Genomic DNA, 19,495 nt, shown 5'->3' with positions numbered 1-19,495 from the left:
GGCCTATTGATCGGGCGCGATCAGGCCCAGCCCGCGCAGATAGATGCCGATCCCGGCCTCCAGCAGATCTTCGGGCGGAAAGGGCGAGGCTGCGCCATTGCCGCGCATGAACAATTCCACCACGCCGTGGCTCATTGCCCAGATATGCGATGAAAACATACTGGCCGGGGGGCGGCGGTCTGCGGGCAGGTGCTGAGACAAGTGCAGCGCTGCTTGCTCTAGCACCGAACGTGCCTTGGCCGACACTTGCGCAAGATCGGGGTGATTGGCCGGGGCCAGCCCGCTTTCGAACATCGCCATATAATGGCCCGGATATTTGCGGGCAAAAGCCAGATAGGCGCGGCCCGTCGCCTCAAACGCCGCCAGCGCCGATGGCTTGCCGCCGTTATAGGCATATTCCATCAGCGCCCCAAAGATATCAAACCCTTGGCGGGCCACTTCGGCGATCAGGTCATCGCGCCCGGCAAAATGGCGATAGACGGCTGCCGGTGTCACATCTGCGGCCTTGGCGGCCTCGGACAGGGTAAAGCCGGTTGGTCCCTTTTCGGCAATCAGCGACAGCGCGGCCTCGACCAGCGCTTGTCGCAGATTGCCGTGATGATAGCCGCGTTTCACGCCTGCCCCTTGCGCAGATCAGGCCCGGCACAGATGGCGCGGTCTGGCGTGCCGATCAGGTCAGGGTCTTTGCCCTTGAATTCCATCGCGCCCAGAATGGTCTGCACAGCAGCGATGCGGGCGCGTTTCTTGTCATCAGACAAGATCACCGTCCAGGGCGCAAAAACGAAATGCGACCGTGCCATGGTGTCGTCAATCGCCTCGGAATAGGCCTCCCATTTGCTGAGGCCCTCGATGTCGATGGGCGACAGCTTCCATTGCTTCAGCGGGTCTTTTTCGCGGTCAAGAAAGCGGTTGAGCTGCTCGGCCCGGCCCACCTCTAGCCAGATTTTCAGGAAAACGATGCCTTCATCCACCAGCATGCGTTCAAAATCAGGAAGCTGGCGAAAGAAGTGTTCGCGTTGATCGGGGGTGCAAAAGCCGAAAACATGCTCGATCATGGCGCGGTTGTACCAACTGCGATCAAACAGCACCATTTCGCCCTTGGCTGGCAACCAATCGACATAGCGCTGAAAATACCATTGGGCCGCTTCGCGATCTGATGGCTTGGCCAGTGCGGCCACGGTGCAGACTCTGGGGTTCAGGTTCATCCGCACGGCCCCAATGGTGCCCCCCTTGCCAGCGGCATCGCGCCCTTCAAACACCACGACAAGGCGCTTTCCGGTGGCCTTCAGGTCTGACTGCATCTTGACCAGTTGGATCTGCAATTCCTCCAGCCGGTTTTCGTAATCCTTTTTCTTCATCTCTTCCCGATAGGGATAGGATTTGGTCAGGATGTCATCCTTGTCGGCCTGTTCGATGGCCTGCCGAATATGGTCGGGCGCCTCTTTTTCAAAAAATCGGCTGATCGCACCGTCAAACGGAAGCTGCATGGCGTGTCCCCCGGGGGTTTGCGTGTCTTTGCGCCAGTATGGCGATTGGCCGGGTCAGCGCAATCCGCTGCGGTTGGCGGCCCTGTCGATGGCCGCGATCACCGCATCCGGATGGGTGTGATGGGGCATATGGCCAGCCCCTGCCAGCACGGTCAGATTTGCCTGCGGCACCAGTTCAGACAGGGGCCGCGCGTGGATCTGCAAGGGCACGATTGTATCGGCATCGCCATGGATCACCTCAATCGGCAGATCCAATGTCGGATAGTGCGGCTGCATCTGAACCATCTCTGGCCGCAGATTGTTCAACTGATCAACATTGTTGCCCAGTGATGATCTGCGCAGGGTAAAATCGACACCGATATGATCGGCATAGCCCGCGGGTGGGCTTTGCGGGGCAAAGACGCCCTCGATACTGCGCCGCACATAGGATTCAGGCACAAAGGCGGCCGCCAAGGGGATCAGCAGATGCCGACCCAGGGCCGTGTCGGTGGCGCGATACCAGGGGTCAAGCTTGCCAGGCCAGGGCATGGCCACACCCGACACCAGCACCAGGGCTGCTGGCCGCTCTTGCAAGGCCCAGGCCAAGGCCACGGCCCCACCATAACTTTGGCCCAGAACCAGCGGCGTCGTTACGCCCAACTGCGCCACAGTCGCCCGCAAACGGTTTGCCTGCGCGGCAACACTGGTTTGCCCCCGTGGCAGTGGATCGGAATGGCCAAGGCCGGGGCGATCCACCATGATCACCCGATACCGATCCGCCAGCCGATCCGCCAGGCCCAGGGTAAATTCGCGCAGACTGCCATTCGCGCCATGGATCAGCACCAGATCGGGGCCGGTGCCTTGCACCTGCACATGCACCTTGGCCCCATCGACCAGAACAAACTGCCCCGTGGGGGGATGCGCGGCCAAAGCCGCCTTTTCGCGCGCCGACACCCGCCAGGCCGTAGTGGCGGCAAGGGCGACAGCGGCGGTGGCAAGGCTAGCGACCAATGTCCGAAATCTCATAGGGCGTTGACTGGTAAATTTCATTCAGCCAGTTGCCATATAGAAGATGGGCGTGGCTTCTCCAGCGGTTCATCGGGGGCATCGCGGGATTGTCATCGGGATAATAGTTCTGCGGCACATTGATCGGCGTGCCGGCGGCCACGTCACGGTCATATTCCTGTTTCAGCGTGTCGCTGTCATATTCGAAATGGTTAAAGATATACAGCGCGCGGTGGCCCGCATCTTCAACCAGACAGGGCCCCACTTCGGACGACCCGAGCAGCGTGACCAAGCCGGGGGCACTGTCCACCTCGGCCTGTTTCATTTCCGTCCAGCGGCTGACCGGAATGACGAAATCATCGGAAAAGCCCCGCAGATAGGGCGAGGTGGGCGACAGGTTGCGATGCCGAAAACAGCCAAAGGCCTTGTGGTCCAGCATGTGCTTTTGCACGCCGTGAAAGTGGTAGATCATCGCCATGCCGCCCCAGCACACGCCAAAGGTCGATTGCACATGGGTTTGCGTCCAGTCCATCACCCGGCGCAATTCATCCCAATAGGTCACCTCTTCAAACGGCAGATGTTCAATCGGTGCCCCTGTGATGATCAAACCATCAAACTTTTCGCCGCTGGCCTCGATCTCGGCAAAGGGGCGGTAAAAGGTTTCCATATGTTCGGCGGCTGTGTTGCGGGTCTGATGCTCGGTCATGCGGATCAGTTGGAAATCAATCTGCAACGGCGTGGCGCCGATCAACCGGGCAAACTGGTTCTCGGTCTGAATCTTCTTGGGCATCAGGTTCAGCAGGCCGATGCGCAGCGGGCGGATATCTTGCCGGGCGGCGCGTTCGGGCGACATGACCATGACGCCTTCGTTCCGCAGCACGTTAAAGGCGGGCAGATTTTCGGGCAGGGTGATGGGCATGGGGCGCGTCCTTTCGGGGGCCGTTATGTAGGCGCAGGTTCAGCGGCGATCAATGGCCGTGGCAATCAGGGTGTCAAACTCTGCGGGGCTGGTGACTTGCGCCACCTCTTCGGCGGTGACGGTGACGCCCCAGTTGGCCATGGCCTGATAGCGGGGTTGCCGATGGGCCAGCGCGCGGGCATAGGTCCAGCGAACAAAGTGATCTGGATCGCAGGTTGCCTCATCTTTACCGTGGGTTGCGCCATATTCCTGCCACGCCGCATGAAGAAAGGCGGGTTGGTAATACATCGGCTTGGGCGCGCGATCAAAGCGGCGCACCAGCTCGGCGGTATGCGCGTCTGATCCCTTGATCCAGACCATCAGCACCGAGTCAGCCAGTTGCTGCATCACGGGGTCTTTGGGGTCTTCGGGTGTCACCACCTCGCAGATCGAGCCCGAGGTGTCGCAGATAAAGTTGTGATAGCCATAGATCGCCTCGGCCCGTTGCATGAAATGCGCGGTGTCCAGCATGGCCGAAATTTCGGCGCGCCGGTGTTGTTCCTGACGGATCATGTATTCGGCAAAGGGCAGGCCGCCCTGATCGGGGTTGCCGGGCTTGCCCAGATAGGTGGACAGGGGGGCCAGATTGTCGAACGTGATGTTTGAGGCGATGTAAACGCTGTCTGTCATCAGCAGTTCGCGCAACAGCGGCACTTTCATCGCCTCGCGCTTGAAATTGTCGGCGATATATTCGCCCATATAGCGCGTGCCGATCCGGTAATCGACCGAGTAGTGAAACCAGTCGCCAGCATCGCGCAGCATGTTGGAAAGGTGGGTTTTCCCAAGGCCTGACATGCCAAACAGCAGCACCCGCTTGCGCTGTGCCGTCAGATAGTTTGCCCCGCTGGAATAGATCATCGCCGCCACCTTGCCTTGTCCGCCAACGTGTTACCGCCGGGGCCTGCCCGCTTCAACGAAAAACCCCGCCCGAAGGCGGGGTTGATCATCGGGCCGAAAACGTACCCGTTTTAGAACGAGAAGCCAACGCGGACGCCAACACCGACCGCACGATTGTTGCGGAATTCGCCTGCAGGCACGCCAGAAGCAGCAGCCAGCGTCGTTTCCGCATCGCCGATATCGACATAGCTGACGCCACCTGTGATCTTCATGTTGTCTTTGGTATAGGTCGCACCAATGGTCACACCAAGACGGCCATCAGTCGGTCCCAAGTTCGATGAAAAACCACCGTTCGATTTCTCATAGCTCAACGACACGGCACCTGACCAGGATTCACTAAAGCGTCGACCAACACCCAATGTGTATGTAGTTGTATTGTTGTCATAAGACACAAGTGCGCTGGTTGGCGGGTAGTTGGCAGGATCAATGACAAATTTGCTCCATTCCACCCACCGGATCGAACCGAACACCAGCGTATCTTTGGCAACGCCAGACTGGAATTCAAGATTTACCGATTGCGGGGTTTCAATGGGGGTGGTTGACGTAAGGCCACCAATTTCGGTCGTCGCAAGCTTGTGTTTGATCGAGCTGTTATAGGTCAGCGCCACCCGGAGTGCGATTTCAGGCTTTTCGTAGGCGATCCCGACCAGATAGCCAACACCACCATCTTTTTCCCCGTTCACAGTGTAACCACCGATAAAGGGGATAGAGGCGGTAGCCTCAAGCGTCTGGTAGCGCAGACCTGCCAGCAAGCTGACGTTGTTTGGCAATTTGTAGCGTGCAATGCCGGTGATTGCAGTCGAGTTCAGTTCCGCGACGGAGCCCGAAGCGTAATACCCAGTCAACGGATAGCTGACATCGGCACCAAAGGGTTGATCAATGACCAAACCGATGTCGAGACTGTCATTGATTTGCGTCTTCACACCAAACGACAGTTGCGTGTAGTCGGCTGCCATATCGCCCGAGGGGACGCCAGGTGTGGGCTGTAGCGGGCTTGGAACAGTTCCAGCCCCAACGCCAGAAACCTTGGGCGTCACAGAGCCGAAGGTAAGTTCAGCGTAGTTGCCTGTTTCGAAGATGATAGCAATCGATTGTGTGGTACGCTCGACGCCGCCGGCATGTGCCGAACCGGCAGCCAAGGCCAGTGCACTGACCGCAGCAAAAGTATTTCTCATGTTTCCTCATCCCTTTTGAAGGATTTCCCCTGTCAATAGGGTTAGGTGTCGCTGGCGACTCGGTCAATCAATGACGCGGCGTCACAGAGATGTGAGTGAAAATGGTGTGGCTTTTAGGCCCGCTTGCGCGACTCGGCCCGCAGGTTGATCAGATTGCCGGCCACGATCAGGATTGCACCCAGAAAGACAAACAGATCAATCGGTTCCTGATAGAACAGCGCGCCAATCACCGCGATCAGTGGCAGTCGGGCGAAATCTACTGGCATGACGAAAGACGCAGGTGCCAGCCGCAGCGCGGAAGTCAGGCACAGATGCGCCAGCAATCCGCAAAAGCCGATCAGCAGCAACCACGGCAGGGTGGCCAGGGTTGGCCAGTTGATCTGCCCATCCCAAGCGGCCAGAACGCTGCCAAAGACGAACTGCATCAGCGTCAGCCAGAACAGGATCGACACGATGGATTCGGCCCGTGTCAGCGCCTTGGTGGCAATGCCCGTCAGTGCAAAGCAGATGGCGCAGGCAAAAGCGGCCAGAACGCCAGGGTTCAGGGCCGTGAAATCAGGCCGCGCAACCACCAGGATGCCGACAAACCCCATGGCGGCGGCCAGTGCGCGCGTCGGGGTGATCTTTTCGCCCAGCAACAGCGGCGAGAGCACGATCACCCAGATCGGCGAGGTGAATTCGATGGCAAAGACCTGCGCCAAAGGGATCAGCGTCAGCGCCAGCAGCCACAGGTTTTGCCCGGCGAAATGCACGATATTGCGCGCCAGATGCCCACCCAGCCGGTTGGCCCGCACTTCATGCAGCCGCCCAAAGGCCCCGGCCACCGCAAGCACCAGAAAAAAGCCCACCAAGGACCGCACGGCCATGATCTCGAATGTGTCGTGCAGGCCCTTGATCTGCCGCGCGGCCACCGCCATCGCCGTGAACGAGGCGATAGAGCCCGACATCCATAGGACAGCGCCCATGGGTTTGTGCAGATCAGTCTGGGCCGGGGTCATCGTCATGATGATGGCCTAGCCCATCGCGCCAAGGCGGGAAAGGGGGCTTGTGGTCAGTCGCGCAACTCTTCCACCACGAAATCGCGCAGGATTTCACGGGTGGCGGCAAACCATGCACTGTCGCGGGTGCGCGCCTGATGGGCATCAAAGGCCGCGCGGTCGCGAAAGCTCTCCATCACCTCAAAGGTCATGGGGTCGTCGGTTTCTGCAATGTCAAAGGTCAGGCAGCCCGGTTCGGCCCGGGTCAGACGGATGTGGTCGGCCATATGTGCCCGCACCGCACCCGCCTCTGCCTCGGTCAGGCAGCGCAATTGTCCGCGCAGCCGGATCATTCCAGTTCAATCGTGCCCGGAGGCTTGGAGGTGCAATCGTAGAACACGCGGTTGATGCCTTGCACTTCATTGATGATCCGCGTGGCGGTTTCGCCAAGGAAATCATGGGTAAAGGGGTAGTAATCCGCCGTCATGCCATCCACGCTCGTCACCGCGCGCAGGGCCAGCGCATAGTCATAGGTGCGCCCGTCGCCCATCACACCCACGGTGCGCATCGGCAGAATGGCGGCAAAGGCCTGCCAGATGTCGTCATAAAGGCCATGCTTGCGGATCTGGTCGATGTAAACCGCATCGGCACGGCGCAGGATTTCCAGCTTTTCGCGGGTGATCTCGCCGGGGCAGCGAATGGCAAGGCCGGGGCCGGGGAAGGGGTGGCGACCGATAAAGCTGTCGGGCAAGCCAAGTTCGCGCCCCAAGGCGCGCACTTCGTCCTTGAACAGCTCACGCAGCGGTTCAACCAGCTTTAGCCCCATCTTTTCCGGCAGGCCGCCGACATTGTGGTGCGATTTGATGGTGACGGACGGGCCGCCGCTGAACGAAACGCTTTCGATCACATCGGGATACAGCGTGCCCTGCGCCAGAAACTCGGCCCCGCCAACGTCATGGGCGTGCTTTTGGAACACGTCGATGAACAGCTTGCCAATGGTCTTGCGCTTGATTTCCGGGTCAGACACGCCTTCCAGTGCGCCAAGGAACAGGTCGGATTCATCAGCATGGATCAGCGGCATGTTGTAATGGTCGCGGAACATGGTGACGACCTGTTCGGCCTCGGCCAGCCGCAGCAAGCCGTGATCGACAAAGACACAGGTCAGCTGATCGCCAATCGCCTCATGGATCAGCACCGCGGCCACCGAACTGTCAACACCGCCCGACAGGCCGCAGATCACCTTTTTGTCGCCCACCTGATCGCGGATCTTGCGGATCGCTTCCTCGCGATAGGCGCCCATCGTCCAATCGCCCTTGAACCCGGCCAGCCGCACGAAGTTTTCATACAGCTTGGCGCCCTTGGGCGTGTGATGCACCTCGGGGTGGAATTGCACGGCATAGAAGTGACGGGCCGGATCGGCGGTGATGGCAAAAGGCGCATTGGGCGAGGTGCCATACACCTTGAAGCCGGGGGCGATCTTGCTGACGTGGTCGCCGTGGCTCATCCAGACCTGCTCTCGGCCCTGATCGAACCAGCCGTCCAGCAGATCCACCCGATCAGCCGCCGGGGTGACAAAGGCGCGGCCGAATTCGGCTGTGCCATGGCCGCGTTCCACCGTGCCGCCAAGGCAATGCATCATGACCTGCTGGCCATAGCAGATGCCAAGGATCGGCACCCCCAGATCAAACACTGTCTTGGGCGGCATCGGTGCGCCCTCGGCAAAGACAGAGGCCGGCCCGCCGGAAAAGATTACCGCGCGGGGGGCAAAGTCTTTCAGAAAGGCGTCGTCCACTTTGTTGAACGGATGGATTTCGCAATAAACATTCAACTCGCGCAGGCGCCGCGCAATCAGCTGCGTGACCTGAGAGCCGAAGTCGATGATGAGGAGGCGATCATGATGGGTCATGCGCCCGAATACGAAGGCACAAGCAGAATCGCAAGGGGGCAAGACGCCGAGGTTCCCATCCAGAGGCCAAAAAATGGCGCTGAACGCACGAGGCACGGAAAGCCTGCGACGGACGCCCCAGACGCGCGGGAATACCTGACTACCCGCAGGCAGGCAAAAGGCGCAAGCTGATCAGACGTTCAACCTTCACATCTTTCATATCAGGTGCATCATGCGTCATCTCGCGATTGCTTCTTTCCTGCTGCTTGGAAGTGTTCCGGCCCATGCAGAAATGACCGTTGCGGCCAATTGTTCCCGGCTGAGCGTTTCGGGCGGAATTGCCGCCTGCGATGGCTATGCCAACATCAGCCTTCGGTCCGAGGGCGAGGATCTGCTCTATGCCTTCAAGGTGACGGCGCCCTCTGCGCATTGCTCGCCTGTGGCCTATTCCGTGGTGAAAGCGCCTTATGCCACTGGCGCCGATGTGCTGGGCATCAGCGGCTATCTGCAACCCGGCCAGTCAGAATTCGTCTATGTGGGCAAGAACTGGCCCAAGGGGCAGGAAAGCACGTTCCGGCTTATGGCAACCGGGCTGGTGCAGGGCTGCAATACCGTCGGCCTGCAAAACTGGTCGGCAATCGTGCAGGATGTGATCGTTCCGGAATAATATTGGTCCGCGTAATTTTGCGGGATGACTTGGCCACCGGAAAACGACATGTCGTTTTTGGTGGCCAAGCGCCGGAAATGGGGGACGGCCAAACCCGGAATGGCGGCATAAGGGCTCCTGATATCAGGCTACGGCCGAGGATGACCGGAGGGTTCCATGAACGACGTGACAGCAGGGCGCAGGGCGACACGCGGCGGTGGCGGGGCCAGCCGCAGGGCTGAGCGCACGGCCATCAGCTTTGAATCCGCCCGATTCATCGAGCGCAACATCCCCAATTTCGAGATCCTGAACGAAGAAGCGCTTGAGATCATCGAGTGGAACGCCGAAACCGTGCTGGAAGAGGTCGGCGTCAATTTCGTCGAGAACCCGGCCGCGCTTGAGCTGTGGAAAGCCGCCGGGGCCGATGTCACGGGCGAACGCGTGCGCATTCCGCGCGGTCTTGCGCGCAAGCTTTGCGCCACGGCGCCGCGCAGCTTTACCCAACATGCGCGCAACCCTGCGCGCAATGTCGAGATCGGGGGGCGCAATCTGGTGCTGGCCCCGGTTTATGGCCCGCCCTTCGTGCGCGATATGGAAGGTGGTCGGCGCTATGCCACCATCGCCGATTTCCAGAATTTCGTGAAGCTGGGCTATATGTCGAAATGGCTCCACCATTCGGGCGGCACGGTGTGCGAGCCGACGGATGTGCCCGTGAACAAGCGCCATCTGGATATGCTGCTGGCCCATATGACGCTGTCAGACAAGCCATACATGGGGTCGGTGACAGAACCCGTGCGGGCCGAGGATTCGGTCGAGATGTCGAAGATCCTGTTCGGGTCGGATTTTGTCGATCAGAACACGGTGATGACCAGCCTGATCAACATCAACTCGCCGCTGACGTTTGATGGCATCATGATGGGTGCGCTTGAGGTTTATGCCCGCGCCAATCAGGCCGCGATCATCTCGCCCTTCATCGTCGGTGGGGCGATGGCCCCGGTGACGGTGGCGGGCACGCTGACGCAAGTGCTGGCCGAGGTGCTGGCGGGCGTGGCTTACAGCCAGTTGATCCGCGCCGGGGCCCCGGTGATCTTTGGGGCCTTCGTGACCAGCATCGACATGAATTCCGGCGCGCCGACCTTTGGCACGCCCGAGGCCGCGCATATCACCTATGGCGCGGGCCAGCTTGCGCGGCGTATGGGGCTGCCCTATCGCAGTGGCGGGTCGTTCTGCGGATCGAAACTGCCGGATGCGCAGGCGGCCTATGAAACCGCCAACAGCCTGAACATGGCGCTCTTGTCGGGCGTGAACTTCATGCTGCATGCCTGCGGATGGCTGGAAGGCGGATTGGTCAGCTCTTACGAGAAATTCGTGATGGATGCCGATCAGCTTGGCACGCTGCACCATCTGGCCAAGGGCATCATCATGGATGAAAACGGCCAAGGCATGAATGCGATCCGCGAGGTGGGGCCGGGCGGCCATTACCTTGGGTGTCAGCACACGCAAGACAACTTCAAATCGGCCTTCTGGCGGTCGGACCTGCTGGATTACAAACCCTTTGAGACCTGGGACGAAGAGGGCGCGCGCGATACGCAGACCTTGGCGAATGTGCGGGTCAAGAAGATGTTGGGCGACTATCAGGCCCCGGCCTTGGACGAGGGCGTGCGCGAGGCCCTGAACGAATATGTGGCAAAGAAAAAGGCGTCGATGCCCGACGCCTTTATCTGAAAGACTGCATCTTGGTGAACCGGGGCGGTGGCTGGTCACCGCCCCGTTTTCATTCCGCCACGGCGGGTTTGATCATGCGCGCCTCGGCAACCAGGGCGATCAGCACTTCGATATGCTGCGCCACGGAATAGGTGGCCTCGCCCTTCTTGCGGTTCTCCTCCATCTGCCCTTCGGCATCCAGCAGCAAGGAGACCGCATCCTCGGGGCGGGCACTGCGCCCGATCAGCCGGCGCAGATCGCGGTCACGGCGATAATCGGCCACGCCGAAACGGGCTGCCCGCACCAACAGGCGGGGGCGACGCAGATGGGCAAGGGCAGAGGGGTGGTTGGTCATGCTCAGGCTCCTGATTGTTTCCAGAACAGCATAAGTCATGCAACCTGCCGTTGCGCTTTTGACAGTTTGACCGCACGGTTGCGGTGAATTTGCTTCATATTTTCGGTAAATTATCCACAAATCCGCCGAAGTTAACACATCGGTAACTTGTTCTACCTCAGGTTGAATTGCCAAGAGGAAGCAGGGAACCAGTCGGTGGTTGGAACCATAGATGAAACCGAACCTGTCTTCTGATTTCACCTTGCCATCCTGGTTGCCAGATGCAGTGCGACTGTATCTGGACCACACGCAAGAGGGCCTTTCGATCCGTGAACTGGCACGGCGAGAGGGCTCTCATGCCTCGACAGTGATGCGCAAGGTTCGGCGATGCGAATTGCGGCGGGAAGACCCGCTGGTTGATGAGGCATTGGCGGGAATGACGGGCAGGCCGGGATCTTCTTCAACACGGGAAGACACCGAAATGACGATGACACTGCGCGCCTCGACCCACAAGATTGATGATGCAACCCTTTCGCGCGAAGGCAGCCGCATCCTGCGCCGTCTGGCCGAACCGGGGGCCGTGCTGGCCATCGCGGGGGATATGGAAAAGGCCGTCGTGTTGCGCGAATTTCCAGATGGCAAGACCGCGCGCACGGGGGTTGTCGATCGCGCCGTGGCGCAGGCCTTTGCACTGAAGAACTGGATCAGCTGTCGCAAGCCGGGGCGCATCTCGGCCTATGAACTGACGGCCTCGGGGCGCGCGGCGCTGAAACAGATGGTCGATGACCATGTGGGCACAGAGGGCGTTCCGGGCCTGTCCGAAGCGGCCACACCCTTTGCCGATCAGCACCGCATCTGGGATGAACGGGTGGTTGAGGAAGACGGCGCGCCAAAGCGCATCCGCTATAACCTTGCCGAAAGCCCGATTGCGGTGATGGGCCGCCGCCGCGACAAAGACGGCAGACCGTTTCTTGAGCCCGATCTGGTGCGCGCGGGCGAGCGTCTGCGCGAGGATTTTGAGCTGGCCCAGATGGGGCCGCGTGTGGCCCAGAACTGGGAAAGATTTCTGACCGGGTCCGACCGTGGTGGCTTTCGCCCCGATGCGTGCCGGGGCGAAGGCCCCAGCGGCGCGCGCGACCGCGTGGCGGCGGCTTTGCGTGATCTGGGGCCGGGGCTGGGCGATGTGGCCTTGCGGGTGTGCTGTTTCATGGAAGGGATTGAAACCACCGAAAAGCGGATGGGGTGGGCCGCGCGCTCGGGCAAGATCGTGCTGCGCATCGCCTTGCAACGGCTAAAGCGTCATTACGACGATCTTTATGGCCCGGGTGGCCGCCTGATCGGCTAATCTGCGCCCCGTGGTGGCCAGCCATGCGTCAAATGCATGTTGCTGCGTCACCGCGGGCGGTTGCCGGGGCAGGCGTTTCAGCCTATCTGTTGCGCAATGATTGGGGGAGGAACCCGTGCGCGATCTGAAACTGCCCGACCAGCGTCACCCGGAAAAGGCGCATCGTCCTGACAATGCCCAGCCGAAAAAGCCCGACTGGATTCGCGTCAAGGCCCCCACCTCCGAGGGCTACAAGAAAACGCGCGAGATCCTGAAGTCGAAAAAGCTGGTCACCGTCTGTGAAGAGGCGGGCTGCCCCAATGTTGGCGAATGCTGGAGCCAGGGGCACGCCACCATGATGATCATGGGCGAGATCTGCACGCGCGGCTGCACCTTTTGCAACGTGGCCACCGGCAAACCGCAGGCCCTTGATGCGTTCGAACCGGGGCGTGTGGCCCATGCCGTCTCGGAACTGGGGCTGAACCATGTGGTGATCACCAGCGTGGACCGCGACGATCTGGATGATGGCGGGGCCGACCATTTTGCCCAGACCATCCGTGCCATCCGTCACCGCAGCCCCGACACCACGATCGAGATTCTGACGCCCGACTTTCTGAAATGTTCAGATGATGTGCTGGCAAAGGTGGTCGAGGCCAAGCCGGATGTGTTCAACCACAATCTGGAAACCGTGCCGGGCCTGTATCTGGAGGTGCGTCCGGGCGCGCGGTATTTCCACAGCCTGCGTCTGTTGCAGCGCGTGAAAGAGATCGACCCCACGATTTTCACCAAATCCGGCATCATGGTTGGCCTTGGCGAAGATCGCGCCGGCGTCTTGCAGGTGATGGATGACATGCGCAGCGCCGATGTCGATTTCCTGACCATCGGCCAATATCTGCAACCCACGCCCAAGCATCACCGGGTTGACCGTTTTGTGACACCTGAAGAGTTCAAGGGCTATGAGACCGCTGCCTATGGCAAGGGCTTTTTGATGGTTTCGGCCACGCCGCTGACCCGGTCCTCCTATCATGCGGGCGATGATTTTGAACGTCTGCGCGCGGCCCGTCTGGCAAAATTGGGGCGTGCCTGACAAATTCCCTCTCCCCTGTCGGGGAAATGGCGCTACCTTCCCGCAGGCCGGAATACGGCACATGCGGGGAGGCATGACATGACCATCTATCACAGCCCGAACGGGCCTGTTGCGGTGCCTGATCTGTCGATCAGCGATCTGGTGTTGCGCGGGCTTGATCGGATCGGGCCAAACCGTGCGCTGGCCTGCGAAGCAACGGGCGAGGCCTTGACAGGGGCCGTGCTGGCCGGCCGTATCCGGCGGTTTGCCGGTGGCCTGGTGGAACGCCATGGGCAAATGCGGCCAGTGGTTGCGAACATGGCCCCGAATACCCCCGATTTCGCCACGGTATTTCACGGCACAGCCCTGGCGGGGGGCACGGTCACCACGGTTAACCCCACCTATACGGTTCCAGAACTGCATCACCAGTTGCAAGACAGCGGCGCACAGCTTTTGGTGGTGCCCCCTGCCTTGCTTGCCGTGGCGCAGGCCGCAGCCAGGGGCACGGGTGTGGCCCAGATTGCCACGCTGGCCGGGATGGCCGAGGGGGTGCCCGGTCTTGACGATCTGATGGGGGCGCCGCTGATGGCGCAGGTGCCGGTGGATCTGGCCCGCCATATCGTGGCGCTGCCCTATTCCTCGGGCACCACGGGCCTGCCCAAGGGCGTGATGCTGAGCCATCGCAATCTGGTGGCCAATGTGGTGCAGATCCAAAGCGTGATCCAGCTTGCCCCGCGCGAGGCGACGCTGGCGATTTTGCCGTTCTTTCACATCTATGGGATGCAGGTGATGATGAACCTGTATCTGGCCTATGGCGCGGGGCTGATCTCCTTGCCGCGGTTCGATCTGGAAACCGCGCTGCGCGTTCTGTCGCGCGAACAGGTGCAAAAGTTTTTCGTCGCCCCGCCGGTGGTGCTTGCCTTGGCCAAACATCCGCTTGTTGATCAGTTCGATCTGTCGGCGCTGAGCTTTCTTCTTTCGGGTGCAGCACCTTTGGGCGGTGATGTGGCGCAGGCGGCAGGCCAAAGGCTGGGCGCGGAAATGACCCAAGGCTATGGCATGACCGAGGCCAGCCCGGTGACACATTTTACCGCGCCGGGGCAGAACCGCATCGGCACGGTTGGCCCCTTGGTGCCCGGCACCGAGGCGCGGATCGTTGATGCCGCAACCGGCGCCGATGCCGCCGAGGGCGAGCTTTGGGTGCGCGGGCCGCAGGTGATGCTGGGCTATTGGAACAACCCCGAGGCCACTGCGCGCAGCCTGGATGCCGAAGGCTGGCTGCGCACCGGTGATCTGGCGCGAGTGCATGACGATGGCACCTTTGAAATCCTTGATCGGGTGAAAGAGCTGATCAAGGTGTCAGGGTTTCAGGTGGCGCCCGCCGAGGTTGAGGCGGCGCTGCTGACCCATCCGCGCGTGGCAGATGCGGCTGTGACGGCCATCGCAGATGACCAAAGTGGCGAAAGGCCCTGCGCCCATATCGTGATCCGACCGGGCGAAGTGCTGACCGAGGATGATCTGCACGACCATCTGGCCACCTGCCTTGCCCCCTACAAACGCCCGACAAAGGTGGTGTTTGTTGACGCAATCCCGAAATCGGCCAGCGGCAAGATCTTGCGGCGGTTGCTGCGGGCCTGATCGGCGGTGCGGGCGGTCGCGGGGTCAGGCCCTGCGACCGTACAGTTCCACCGCACGCCGTTCAAAGGCGCGCACCACGCGCTGCATGGCATCGTTGAACACAACCCCGATGATGCCCTGCAAGATTGCATTCTTGAATTCGAAATCCACAAAGAATTCAACATCGCAGCCCCCCGGCGCATCGCGGAACTGCCAATAGGATTTCATGTATTTGAACGGCCCGTCCAGATATTCGGTGTCGATCTTCTTGATCTCGGGCCACAGGGTCACGCGGCTGCCAAACCTTTCGCGAAACACCTTGAAGCTGATCACCAGATCCGCCTCCATCACCTCTGACCCATTGGGCTTGGGCGTGCGCGATCGGATTCGCGCGGCCGAATTCCACGGCAGGAATTTGGGGTAAGACCCGACATCCGCCACAAGATCGTACATCTCTTGCGCGGTATAGGGCAGAAATCGGGTTTCCGAATGGGTGGGCATCAGCAATTCCCATGACTTGGGGGCGTGTTTTCGTTAAGAACAGCACGGAAATCAAGAGGTCGCTATGCCGCAACATCCCTATGTGATCGATCAATTGATCAGCGCCAAGGCCATCGCCGCGCGGGTCGAGGCTTTGGCGCATGAGATCACCACCCATTTTTCCGGCACGGACAAGCTGGTGGTGGTCGGGCTGTTGCGGGGCTCTTTCGTCTTTATCGCCGATCTGGTGCGCGAGATCGATCTGCCGGTCGAAGTCGATTTTCTTGAGGCGTCAAGCTATGGCGATGCGCTGCATTCCAGCCGAGAGGTGCGCATTCTCAAGGACTTGCGGGGCGAGATCGCCGGGCGCGATGTGCTGGTGGTGGAAGATATTGTCGATACCGGCTTTACGCTGTCGCATGTGTTGCATCTGTTGCAGGCCCGCGGCCCTGCGCGGCTAAAGGTCTGCGCGCTGCTGGACAAGCCGTCGCGGCGCGAAGTGCCGATCAAGGCCGATTGGACAGGGTTTGAAATCCCCGATGAATTCGTGGTGGGCTATGGCATCGATTACGCCCAGCGCAACCGCAACCTGCCCTATATCGGCAAGGTGCGCTTTGTTGATGGGGGCGGGGCATGAACATTGGCTGGCTGGTGCGCATGGCCCGCTGGGCGCGCAACCCGCCGTCTTGGGGGCGGGTCAAGTTCGTTGCCGCCATCGTGCTGGCCTGTTTTGGGCTTTACGCGATCGAATACTTTTGGGGCTGGCCCGAGGCGTTGACGGTGGACCGCATCCGCCGCTGACGGCCATCTGCTGTCGAAAAGGTGACTGACGCCCGCGGCAAGCTGGGCTAGCCTTGACCGCAACGGCAAAGGCAAAGGAGAGATCATGCGACGGTTCATACTTTTGCTTGGCGCGGGGGCACTGATCGGGGGGGCTGCGTTTTGGCAGATCACACAACCCCGGCCCCTTGCTGCGGCGCTGTTTGACGGGGTGACGGGGGATGCCAACCGGGGGCAGACGGTCTTTACGGCAGCAGGCTGCGCCAGTTGCCATATGGCGCCGGGGGCCGAGGCCGAGGCGCAACTGGTTTTGGCCGGTGGGCAGGCCTTTGCGTCAGATTTCGGCACGTTTTACGCCCCGAACATCTCGCCTGATCCAACATCTGGGATCGGCGGCTGGTCGGTGACCGATCTGGCGAATGCGTTGATGCGGGGCATTTCGCCCGATGGGGCGCATTATTACCCGGCCTTGCCCTATTGGTCTTACGCACGGATGCAGCCACAGGATCTGGCTGATCTGCATGCCTATCTGGTCAGCTTGCCTGCCGATGCCACCGCCAACACGGCCCATGACATTGGCTTTCCCTTCTCGATCCGCCGTCTGCTGGGCGGGTGGAAGTTTCTGAACCGTCAGACCGACTTTGTGGTGCAGGGCGATCTGAGCCCGGAAGAAACACGGGGCCGGTATCTGGCAGAGGCGCTGGCCCATTGCGGGGAATGCCACACGCCGCGCAATGCGTTGGGCGGTTTGCAGACCGGGCGCTGGCTGGCCGGGGCGCGAAACCCGGATGGCAAGGGCAGCGCGCCTAACATCACCCCCGCCAAACTGGGGTGGAGCGAGTCTGAAATCGTCGAATATCTGACCAGCGGCTTCACGCCCGATTATGACTCGGTCGGGGGGCATATGGCGCATGTGGTGGAAAACATGGCGCAACTGCCCGAGGCCGACCGCCGCGCCATTGCCGCCTATCTGAAACGGGTGCCAGCCGCCGAGTAACCGGAGTCTGGCTTAGGCCAGGGCGCGCGCCAACAGGTGCAACGCATGGTCAACCGTGGCGCGGCGCACTTGGGCGCGGCCCAGGGCGCCGAAGTCGCGCGTTTCGGTCTGGCAGCCCTGCGGCGTGGCAAGGCCAAAGCAGACGCGCCCTTCGGGTTTGAACTCTGATCCACCCGGGCCTGCGATGCCGGTCACCGAAACTGCCAGCGCCGCATCTGACCGCGCCAGCGCCCCCATGGCCATTTCGCGCGCAATCTCTTCGCTGACGGCGCCGTGGGCGGCAAGGGTATCGGGCAAGATACCCAGCATCTGCACTTTGGCGGCATTGGAATAGGTCACAAAACCGCGGTCAAACACATCAGATGATCCGGCCACATCGGTCAGCGCCGCGGCGATCAGCCCCCCTGTGCAGCTTTCGGCCGTGGCGATCATCACGCCCTTGGTGCGGGCCAGGGCAAGGACCTGTGCGGGGGTCATGAAAACAGCACCGCATGCCACAGAATGCCGCCCAGAATGACCGTCACCCCGGCAAAGACCCCGGCCCAAAGATCATCCAGCATCACGCCCGCCGCATCATGGCGCCGATCAGCCCGGCCCACCAGCCAGGGCTTCCAGATATCAAACAGCCGAAACATCACAAATGCCCCAACCCAGGCTGGCCAGGGCAAAAAGGCATCCTTGCCCGGCCCAAAGAAAAAGGCCGCAGCCGGGAACAGCAGGGCCAACCATTGCCCCGCCACCTCATCAATCACGATTTCAGACGGATCTTCGCCGGGCCGGTCGCGCAAGGCCTGCGCGCAGGCCCAAAAGCCCAGCGCCGTGACCGCGATGGTCGCCACCAGCAGGGCCGGAAAACCAAGCCAGCCGTCCATCACAACGCCCAGCGCCAGCGCGGCCACACTGCCCCATGTGCCGGGGGCCGGACGCAGCAGCCCGACATATCCAAAGGTGGTGATGGCGCGGATCATGCCTGCACCAGGGTTGCTGTGGCCATGGCGGCAATTCCTTCCTCGCGTCCGGTAAAGCCCAGACGTTCTGATGTGGTGGCCTTGACGCTGATCCTGTCAACGGCAACGCCCATGATTTCGGCCAAGGCGGTGCGCATCGCGCCCTGATGCGGCCCGATCTTGGGCCGTTCACAAATCAGCGTCACATCGCAATTGGCCAGCGCAAAGCCGCGCGCGGCCACCCGCCCCATCGCGTGGCGCAAAAAGATATGGCTTTCCGCGCCTTTCCACTGCGGATCGCTGGGCGGAAAATGCACCCCGATATCCCCCTCGGCCAAGGCGCCATAGATTGCATCGGTCAGTGCATGCATGCCGACATCGGCATCCGAATGGCCCAGCAGGGCCTTGTGATGGGGCAGGCGCACCCCGCACAGCCAGACGTGATCGCCTTGGGTAAAGGCATGCACGTCAAAGCCGTTGCCCATGCGAATATCCATCCGGCGTCCTTTCAAGATGGCCTCGGCCCGGGCGAAATCGCCGGGGAAGGTCAGTTTCAGATTGTCATCTTCTCCGGCCACGATGGCAACGGTCAGGCCTGCGTCGCGCGCCACCTCGACATCATCGGCGGCCCCGCCCGGATGCGCCAGATGTGCCGCCAGAATCGGCTGGAACCGAAAGCCCTGCGGGGTTTGGGCGCGCCACAGGCCCGTGCGGTCTGCGGTGCCATCAACCGTGGTGTGTCCGCGCCAAAGGGCATCGGTCACGGCCAGGGCAGGGGCCGCGCCGGGGTGGTTGTCCAATGCGGCCAGCACATCGGCAATCACCCGCGCCGAAACCAGTGGGCGCGCGCCATCATGGATCAGAACCTTGGCGATGTTTTGGCCCTGCAAGGCCACCAGCGCATTCTTCACCGAATCTGCCCGCGTGGCCCCGCCTGTCACCAAGGGCAGGCCCAAACCGCTGGCGCGGGCCTGATCATCGGGGTGAATCACCAGCACGGTCACATCGACATGCGGGCGCAGGGCCGCAATCGTATGCGCCAGCACTGGCTTGCCCGCCAGGCTTTGCCATTGCTTGGGCAGATCCCCCCCGGCACGGGTGCCCCGGCCCGCAGCGACGATAATGGCGGCTGTTTTCATGCTGACCTCTTTGTTGCCTGCTTAGTGCAGCAGCGCGATTTGCGCAACTTGGGCAGAAAGCCGCAAAAACTGCCTAAAATTTGGGCTATGCATGTTTT

The 19,495-nt window shown here is 61.2% G+C and carries 22 protein-coding genes; 8 read left to right on the top strand and 14 right to left on the bottom strand.

The features are described from left to right. Nucleotides 1–3 precede the first annotated feature (3 nt). The 9 genes from V3C85_RS11220 to guaA form a co-directional block, all read right to left on the bottom strand. Complete coding sequence (locus tag V3C85_RS11220; protein WP_331795160.1) at nucleotides 4–615, bottom strand: TetR/AcrR family transcriptional regulator; 612 nt, start codon at nucleotides 613–615, stop codon at nucleotides 4–6. Continuing rightward, nucleotides 612–1,487 carry a polyphosphate kinase 2 gene (gene ppk2, locus V3C85_RS11215; RefSeq protein WP_331795159.1) on the bottom strand — a complete coding sequence of 292 codons (876 nt, stop codon included), beginning with the start codon at nucleotides 1,485–1,487 and terminating at the stop codon, nucleotides 612–614. The genes V3C85_RS11220 and ppk2 overlap by 4 nt, the downstream gene beginning before the upstream one ends. A 54-nt stretch (nucleotides 1,488–1,541) precedes the next feature. Then, a complete protein-coding gene (locus V3C85_RS11210; RefSeq protein WP_331795158.1) occupies nucleotides 1,542–2,492 on the bottom strand; it encodes an alpha/beta fold hydrolase in 951 nt (316 codons plus the stop codon). After that, on the bottom strand, nucleotides 2,467–3,390 hold the full coding sequence (gene metA, locus V3C85_RS11205) for a homoserine O-acetyltransferase MetA (protein ID WP_331795157.1): 924 nt from the start codon (nucleotides 3,388–3,390) through the stop codon (nucleotides 2,467–2,469). The genes V3C85_RS11210 and metA overlap by 26 nt, the downstream gene beginning before the upstream one ends. 39 nt (nucleotides 3,391–3,429) lie before the next feature. Further along, nucleotides 3,430–4,287, bottom strand: coding sequence for an ATPase (locus V3C85_RS11200; RefSeq protein WP_331795156.1), 858 nt, complete (start codon nucleotides 4,285–4,287; stop codon nucleotides 3,430–3,432). A gap of 110 nt (nucleotides 4,288–4,397) precedes the next feature. Further along, a complete protein-coding gene (locus tag V3C85_RS11195) occupies nucleotides 4,398–5,501 on the bottom strand; it encodes an OmpP1/FadL family transporter (RefSeq protein ID WP_331795155.1) in 1,104 nt (367 codons plus the stop codon). A gap of 113 nt (nucleotides 5,502–5,614) precedes the next feature. Further along, on the bottom strand, nucleotides 5,615–6,505 hold the full coding sequence (locus V3C85_RS11190) for a DMT family transporter (RefSeq protein ID WP_331795154.1): 891 nt from the start codon (nucleotides 6,503–6,505) through the stop codon (nucleotides 5,615–5,617). A gap of 47 nt (nucleotides 6,506–6,552) precedes the next feature. Further along, entirely contained in the window at nucleotides 6,553–6,831 is a 279-nt protein-coding gene (locus V3C85_RS11185; RefSeq protein WP_331795153.1) for a putative quinol monooxygenase, read from the bottom strand. Continuing rightward, nucleotides 6,828–8,384, bottom strand: a complete 1,557-nt coding sequence (gene guaA, locus V3C85_RS11180; RefSeq protein WP_331795152.1) for a glutamine-hydrolyzing GMP synthase — start codon at nucleotides 8,382–8,384, stop codon at nucleotides 6,828–6,830. The genes V3C85_RS11185 and guaA overlap by 4 nt, the downstream gene beginning before the upstream one ends. A 211-nt stretch (nucleotides 8,385–8,595) precedes the next feature. Between guaA and V3C85_RS11175 the strand changes: the two genes are divergently transcribed. Further along, nucleotides 8,596–9,030, top strand: a complete 435-nt coding sequence (locus tag V3C85_RS11175; RefSeq protein WP_331795151.1) for a hypothetical protein — start codon at nucleotides 8,596–8,598, stop codon at nucleotides 9,028–9,030. Between the two features lie 156 nt (nucleotides 9,031–9,186). Further along, on the top strand, nucleotides 9,187–10,734 hold the full coding sequence (locus V3C85_RS11170) for a trimethylamine methyltransferase family protein (RefSeq protein ID WP_331795150.1): 1,548 nt from the start codon (nucleotides 9,187–9,189) through the stop codon (nucleotides 10,732–10,734). 49 nt (nucleotides 10,735–10,783) lie between these two features. Here V3C85_RS11170 and V3C85_RS11165 read toward each other — a convergent pair whose 3' ends face one another. Then, the gene (locus V3C85_RS11165) at nucleotides 10,784–11,068 is read right to left on the bottom strand and encodes a DUF6477 family protein (RefSeq protein WP_331795149.1); all 285 of its coding nucleotides are present in this window, start codon (nucleotides 11,066–11,068) and stop codon (nucleotides 10,784–10,786) included. Nucleotides 11,069–11,279: 211 nt separating this feature from the next. Here V3C85_RS11165 and V3C85_RS11160 point away from each other — a divergent pair, with 211 nt between their 5' ends. The 3 genes from V3C85_RS11160 to V3C85_RS11150 all read left to right on the top strand — a co-directional run bounded on the left by V3C85_RS11160 (nucleotide 11,280) and on the right by V3C85_RS11150 (nucleotide 15,075). Then, nucleotides 11,280–12,392, top strand: a complete 1,113-nt coding sequence (locus V3C85_RS11160) for a DUF6456 domain-containing protein (protein ID WP_331795148.1) — start codon at nucleotides 11,280–11,282, stop codon at nucleotides 12,390–12,392. 115 nt (nucleotides 12,393–12,507) lie between these two features. Beyond that, nucleotides 12,508–13,458 carry a lipoyl synthase gene (gene lipA, locus V3C85_RS11155; RefSeq protein WP_445942008.1) on the top strand — a complete coding sequence of 317 codons (951 nt, stop codon included), beginning with the start codon at nucleotides 12,508–12,510 and terminating at the stop codon, nucleotides 13,456–13,458. A 78-nt stretch (nucleotides 13,459–13,536) separates the two neighbouring features. Then, complete coding sequence (locus tag V3C85_RS11150; RefSeq protein WP_331795146.1) at nucleotides 13,537–15,075, top strand: AMP-binding protein; 1,539 nt, start codon at nucleotides 13,537–13,539, stop codon at nucleotides 15,073–15,075. 24 nt (nucleotides 15,076–15,099) lie between these two features. Here V3C85_RS11150 and V3C85_RS11145 read toward each other — a convergent pair whose 3' ends face one another. Continuing rightward, on the bottom strand, nucleotides 15,100–15,555 hold the full coding sequence (locus V3C85_RS11145; protein WP_331795145.1) for a type II toxin-antitoxin system RatA family toxin: 456 nt from the start codon (nucleotides 15,553–15,555) through the stop codon (nucleotides 15,100–15,102). 64 nt (nucleotides 15,556–15,619) lie between these two features. Here V3C85_RS11145 and hpt point away from each other — a divergent pair, with 64 nt between their 5' ends. From hpt to V3C85_RS11130, 3 genes are all read left to right on the top strand, one after another. Next, complete coding sequence (gene hpt / locus V3C85_RS11140; protein ID WP_331795144.1) at nucleotides 15,620–16,171, top strand: hypoxanthine phosphoribosyltransferase; 552 nt, start codon at nucleotides 15,620–15,622, stop codon at nucleotides 16,169–16,171. Further along, complete coding sequence (locus V3C85_RS11135; protein WP_331795143.1) at nucleotides 16,168–16,335, top strand: hypothetical protein; 168 nt, start codon at nucleotides 16,168–16,170, stop codon at nucleotides 16,333–16,335. The genes hpt and V3C85_RS11135 overlap by 4 nt, the downstream gene beginning before the upstream one ends. A gap of 85 nt (nucleotides 16,336–16,420) precedes the next feature. Then, on the top strand, nucleotides 16,421–17,311 hold the full coding sequence (locus V3C85_RS11130) for a c-type cytochrome (RefSeq protein WP_331795142.1): 891 nt from the start codon (nucleotides 16,421–16,423) through the stop codon (nucleotides 17,309–17,311). Between the two features lie 12 nt (nucleotides 17,312–17,323). Here the strand turns inward: V3C85_RS11130 and V3C85_RS11125 are convergent, their stop codons facing one another. From V3C85_RS11125 to V3C85_RS11115, 3 genes are read right to left on the bottom strand one after another with little or no spacing between them, the layout of a single operon-like run. Then, nucleotides 17,324–17,788, bottom strand: coding sequence for a CinA family protein (locus tag V3C85_RS11125; protein ID WP_331795141.1), 465 nt, complete (start codon nucleotides 17,786–17,788; stop codon nucleotides 17,324–17,326). Next, on the bottom strand, nucleotides 17,785–18,279 hold the full coding sequence (locus V3C85_RS11120; protein ID WP_331795140.1) for a phosphatidylglycerophosphatase A family protein: 495 nt from the start codon (nucleotides 18,277–18,279) through the stop codon (nucleotides 17,785–17,787). Before V3C85_RS11120 ends, V3C85_RS11125 begins: the two co-directional genes overlap by 4 nt. After that, the gene (locus tag V3C85_RS11115; RefSeq protein WP_331795139.1) at nucleotides 18,276–19,397 is read right to left on the bottom strand and encodes a bifunctional 2-C-methyl-D-erythritol 4-phosphate cytidylyltransferase/2-C-methyl-D-erythritol 2,4-cyclodiphosphate synthase; all 1,122 of its coding nucleotides are present in this window, start codon (nucleotides 19,395–19,397) and stop codon (nucleotides 18,276–18,278) included. Before V3C85_RS11115 ends, V3C85_RS11120 begins: the two co-directional genes overlap by 4 nt. Between the last annotated feature and the right edge of the window lie 98 nt (nucleotides 19,398–19,495).

The sequence above is a fragment of the Pseudotabrizicola sp. L79 genome (assembly GCF_036553525.1).
GTDB lineage: Bacteria > Pseudomonadota > Alphaproteobacteria > Rhodobacterales > Rhodobacteraceae > Pseudotabrizicola.
This window is presented reverse-complemented; position numbering and strand designations above follow the sequence as displayed.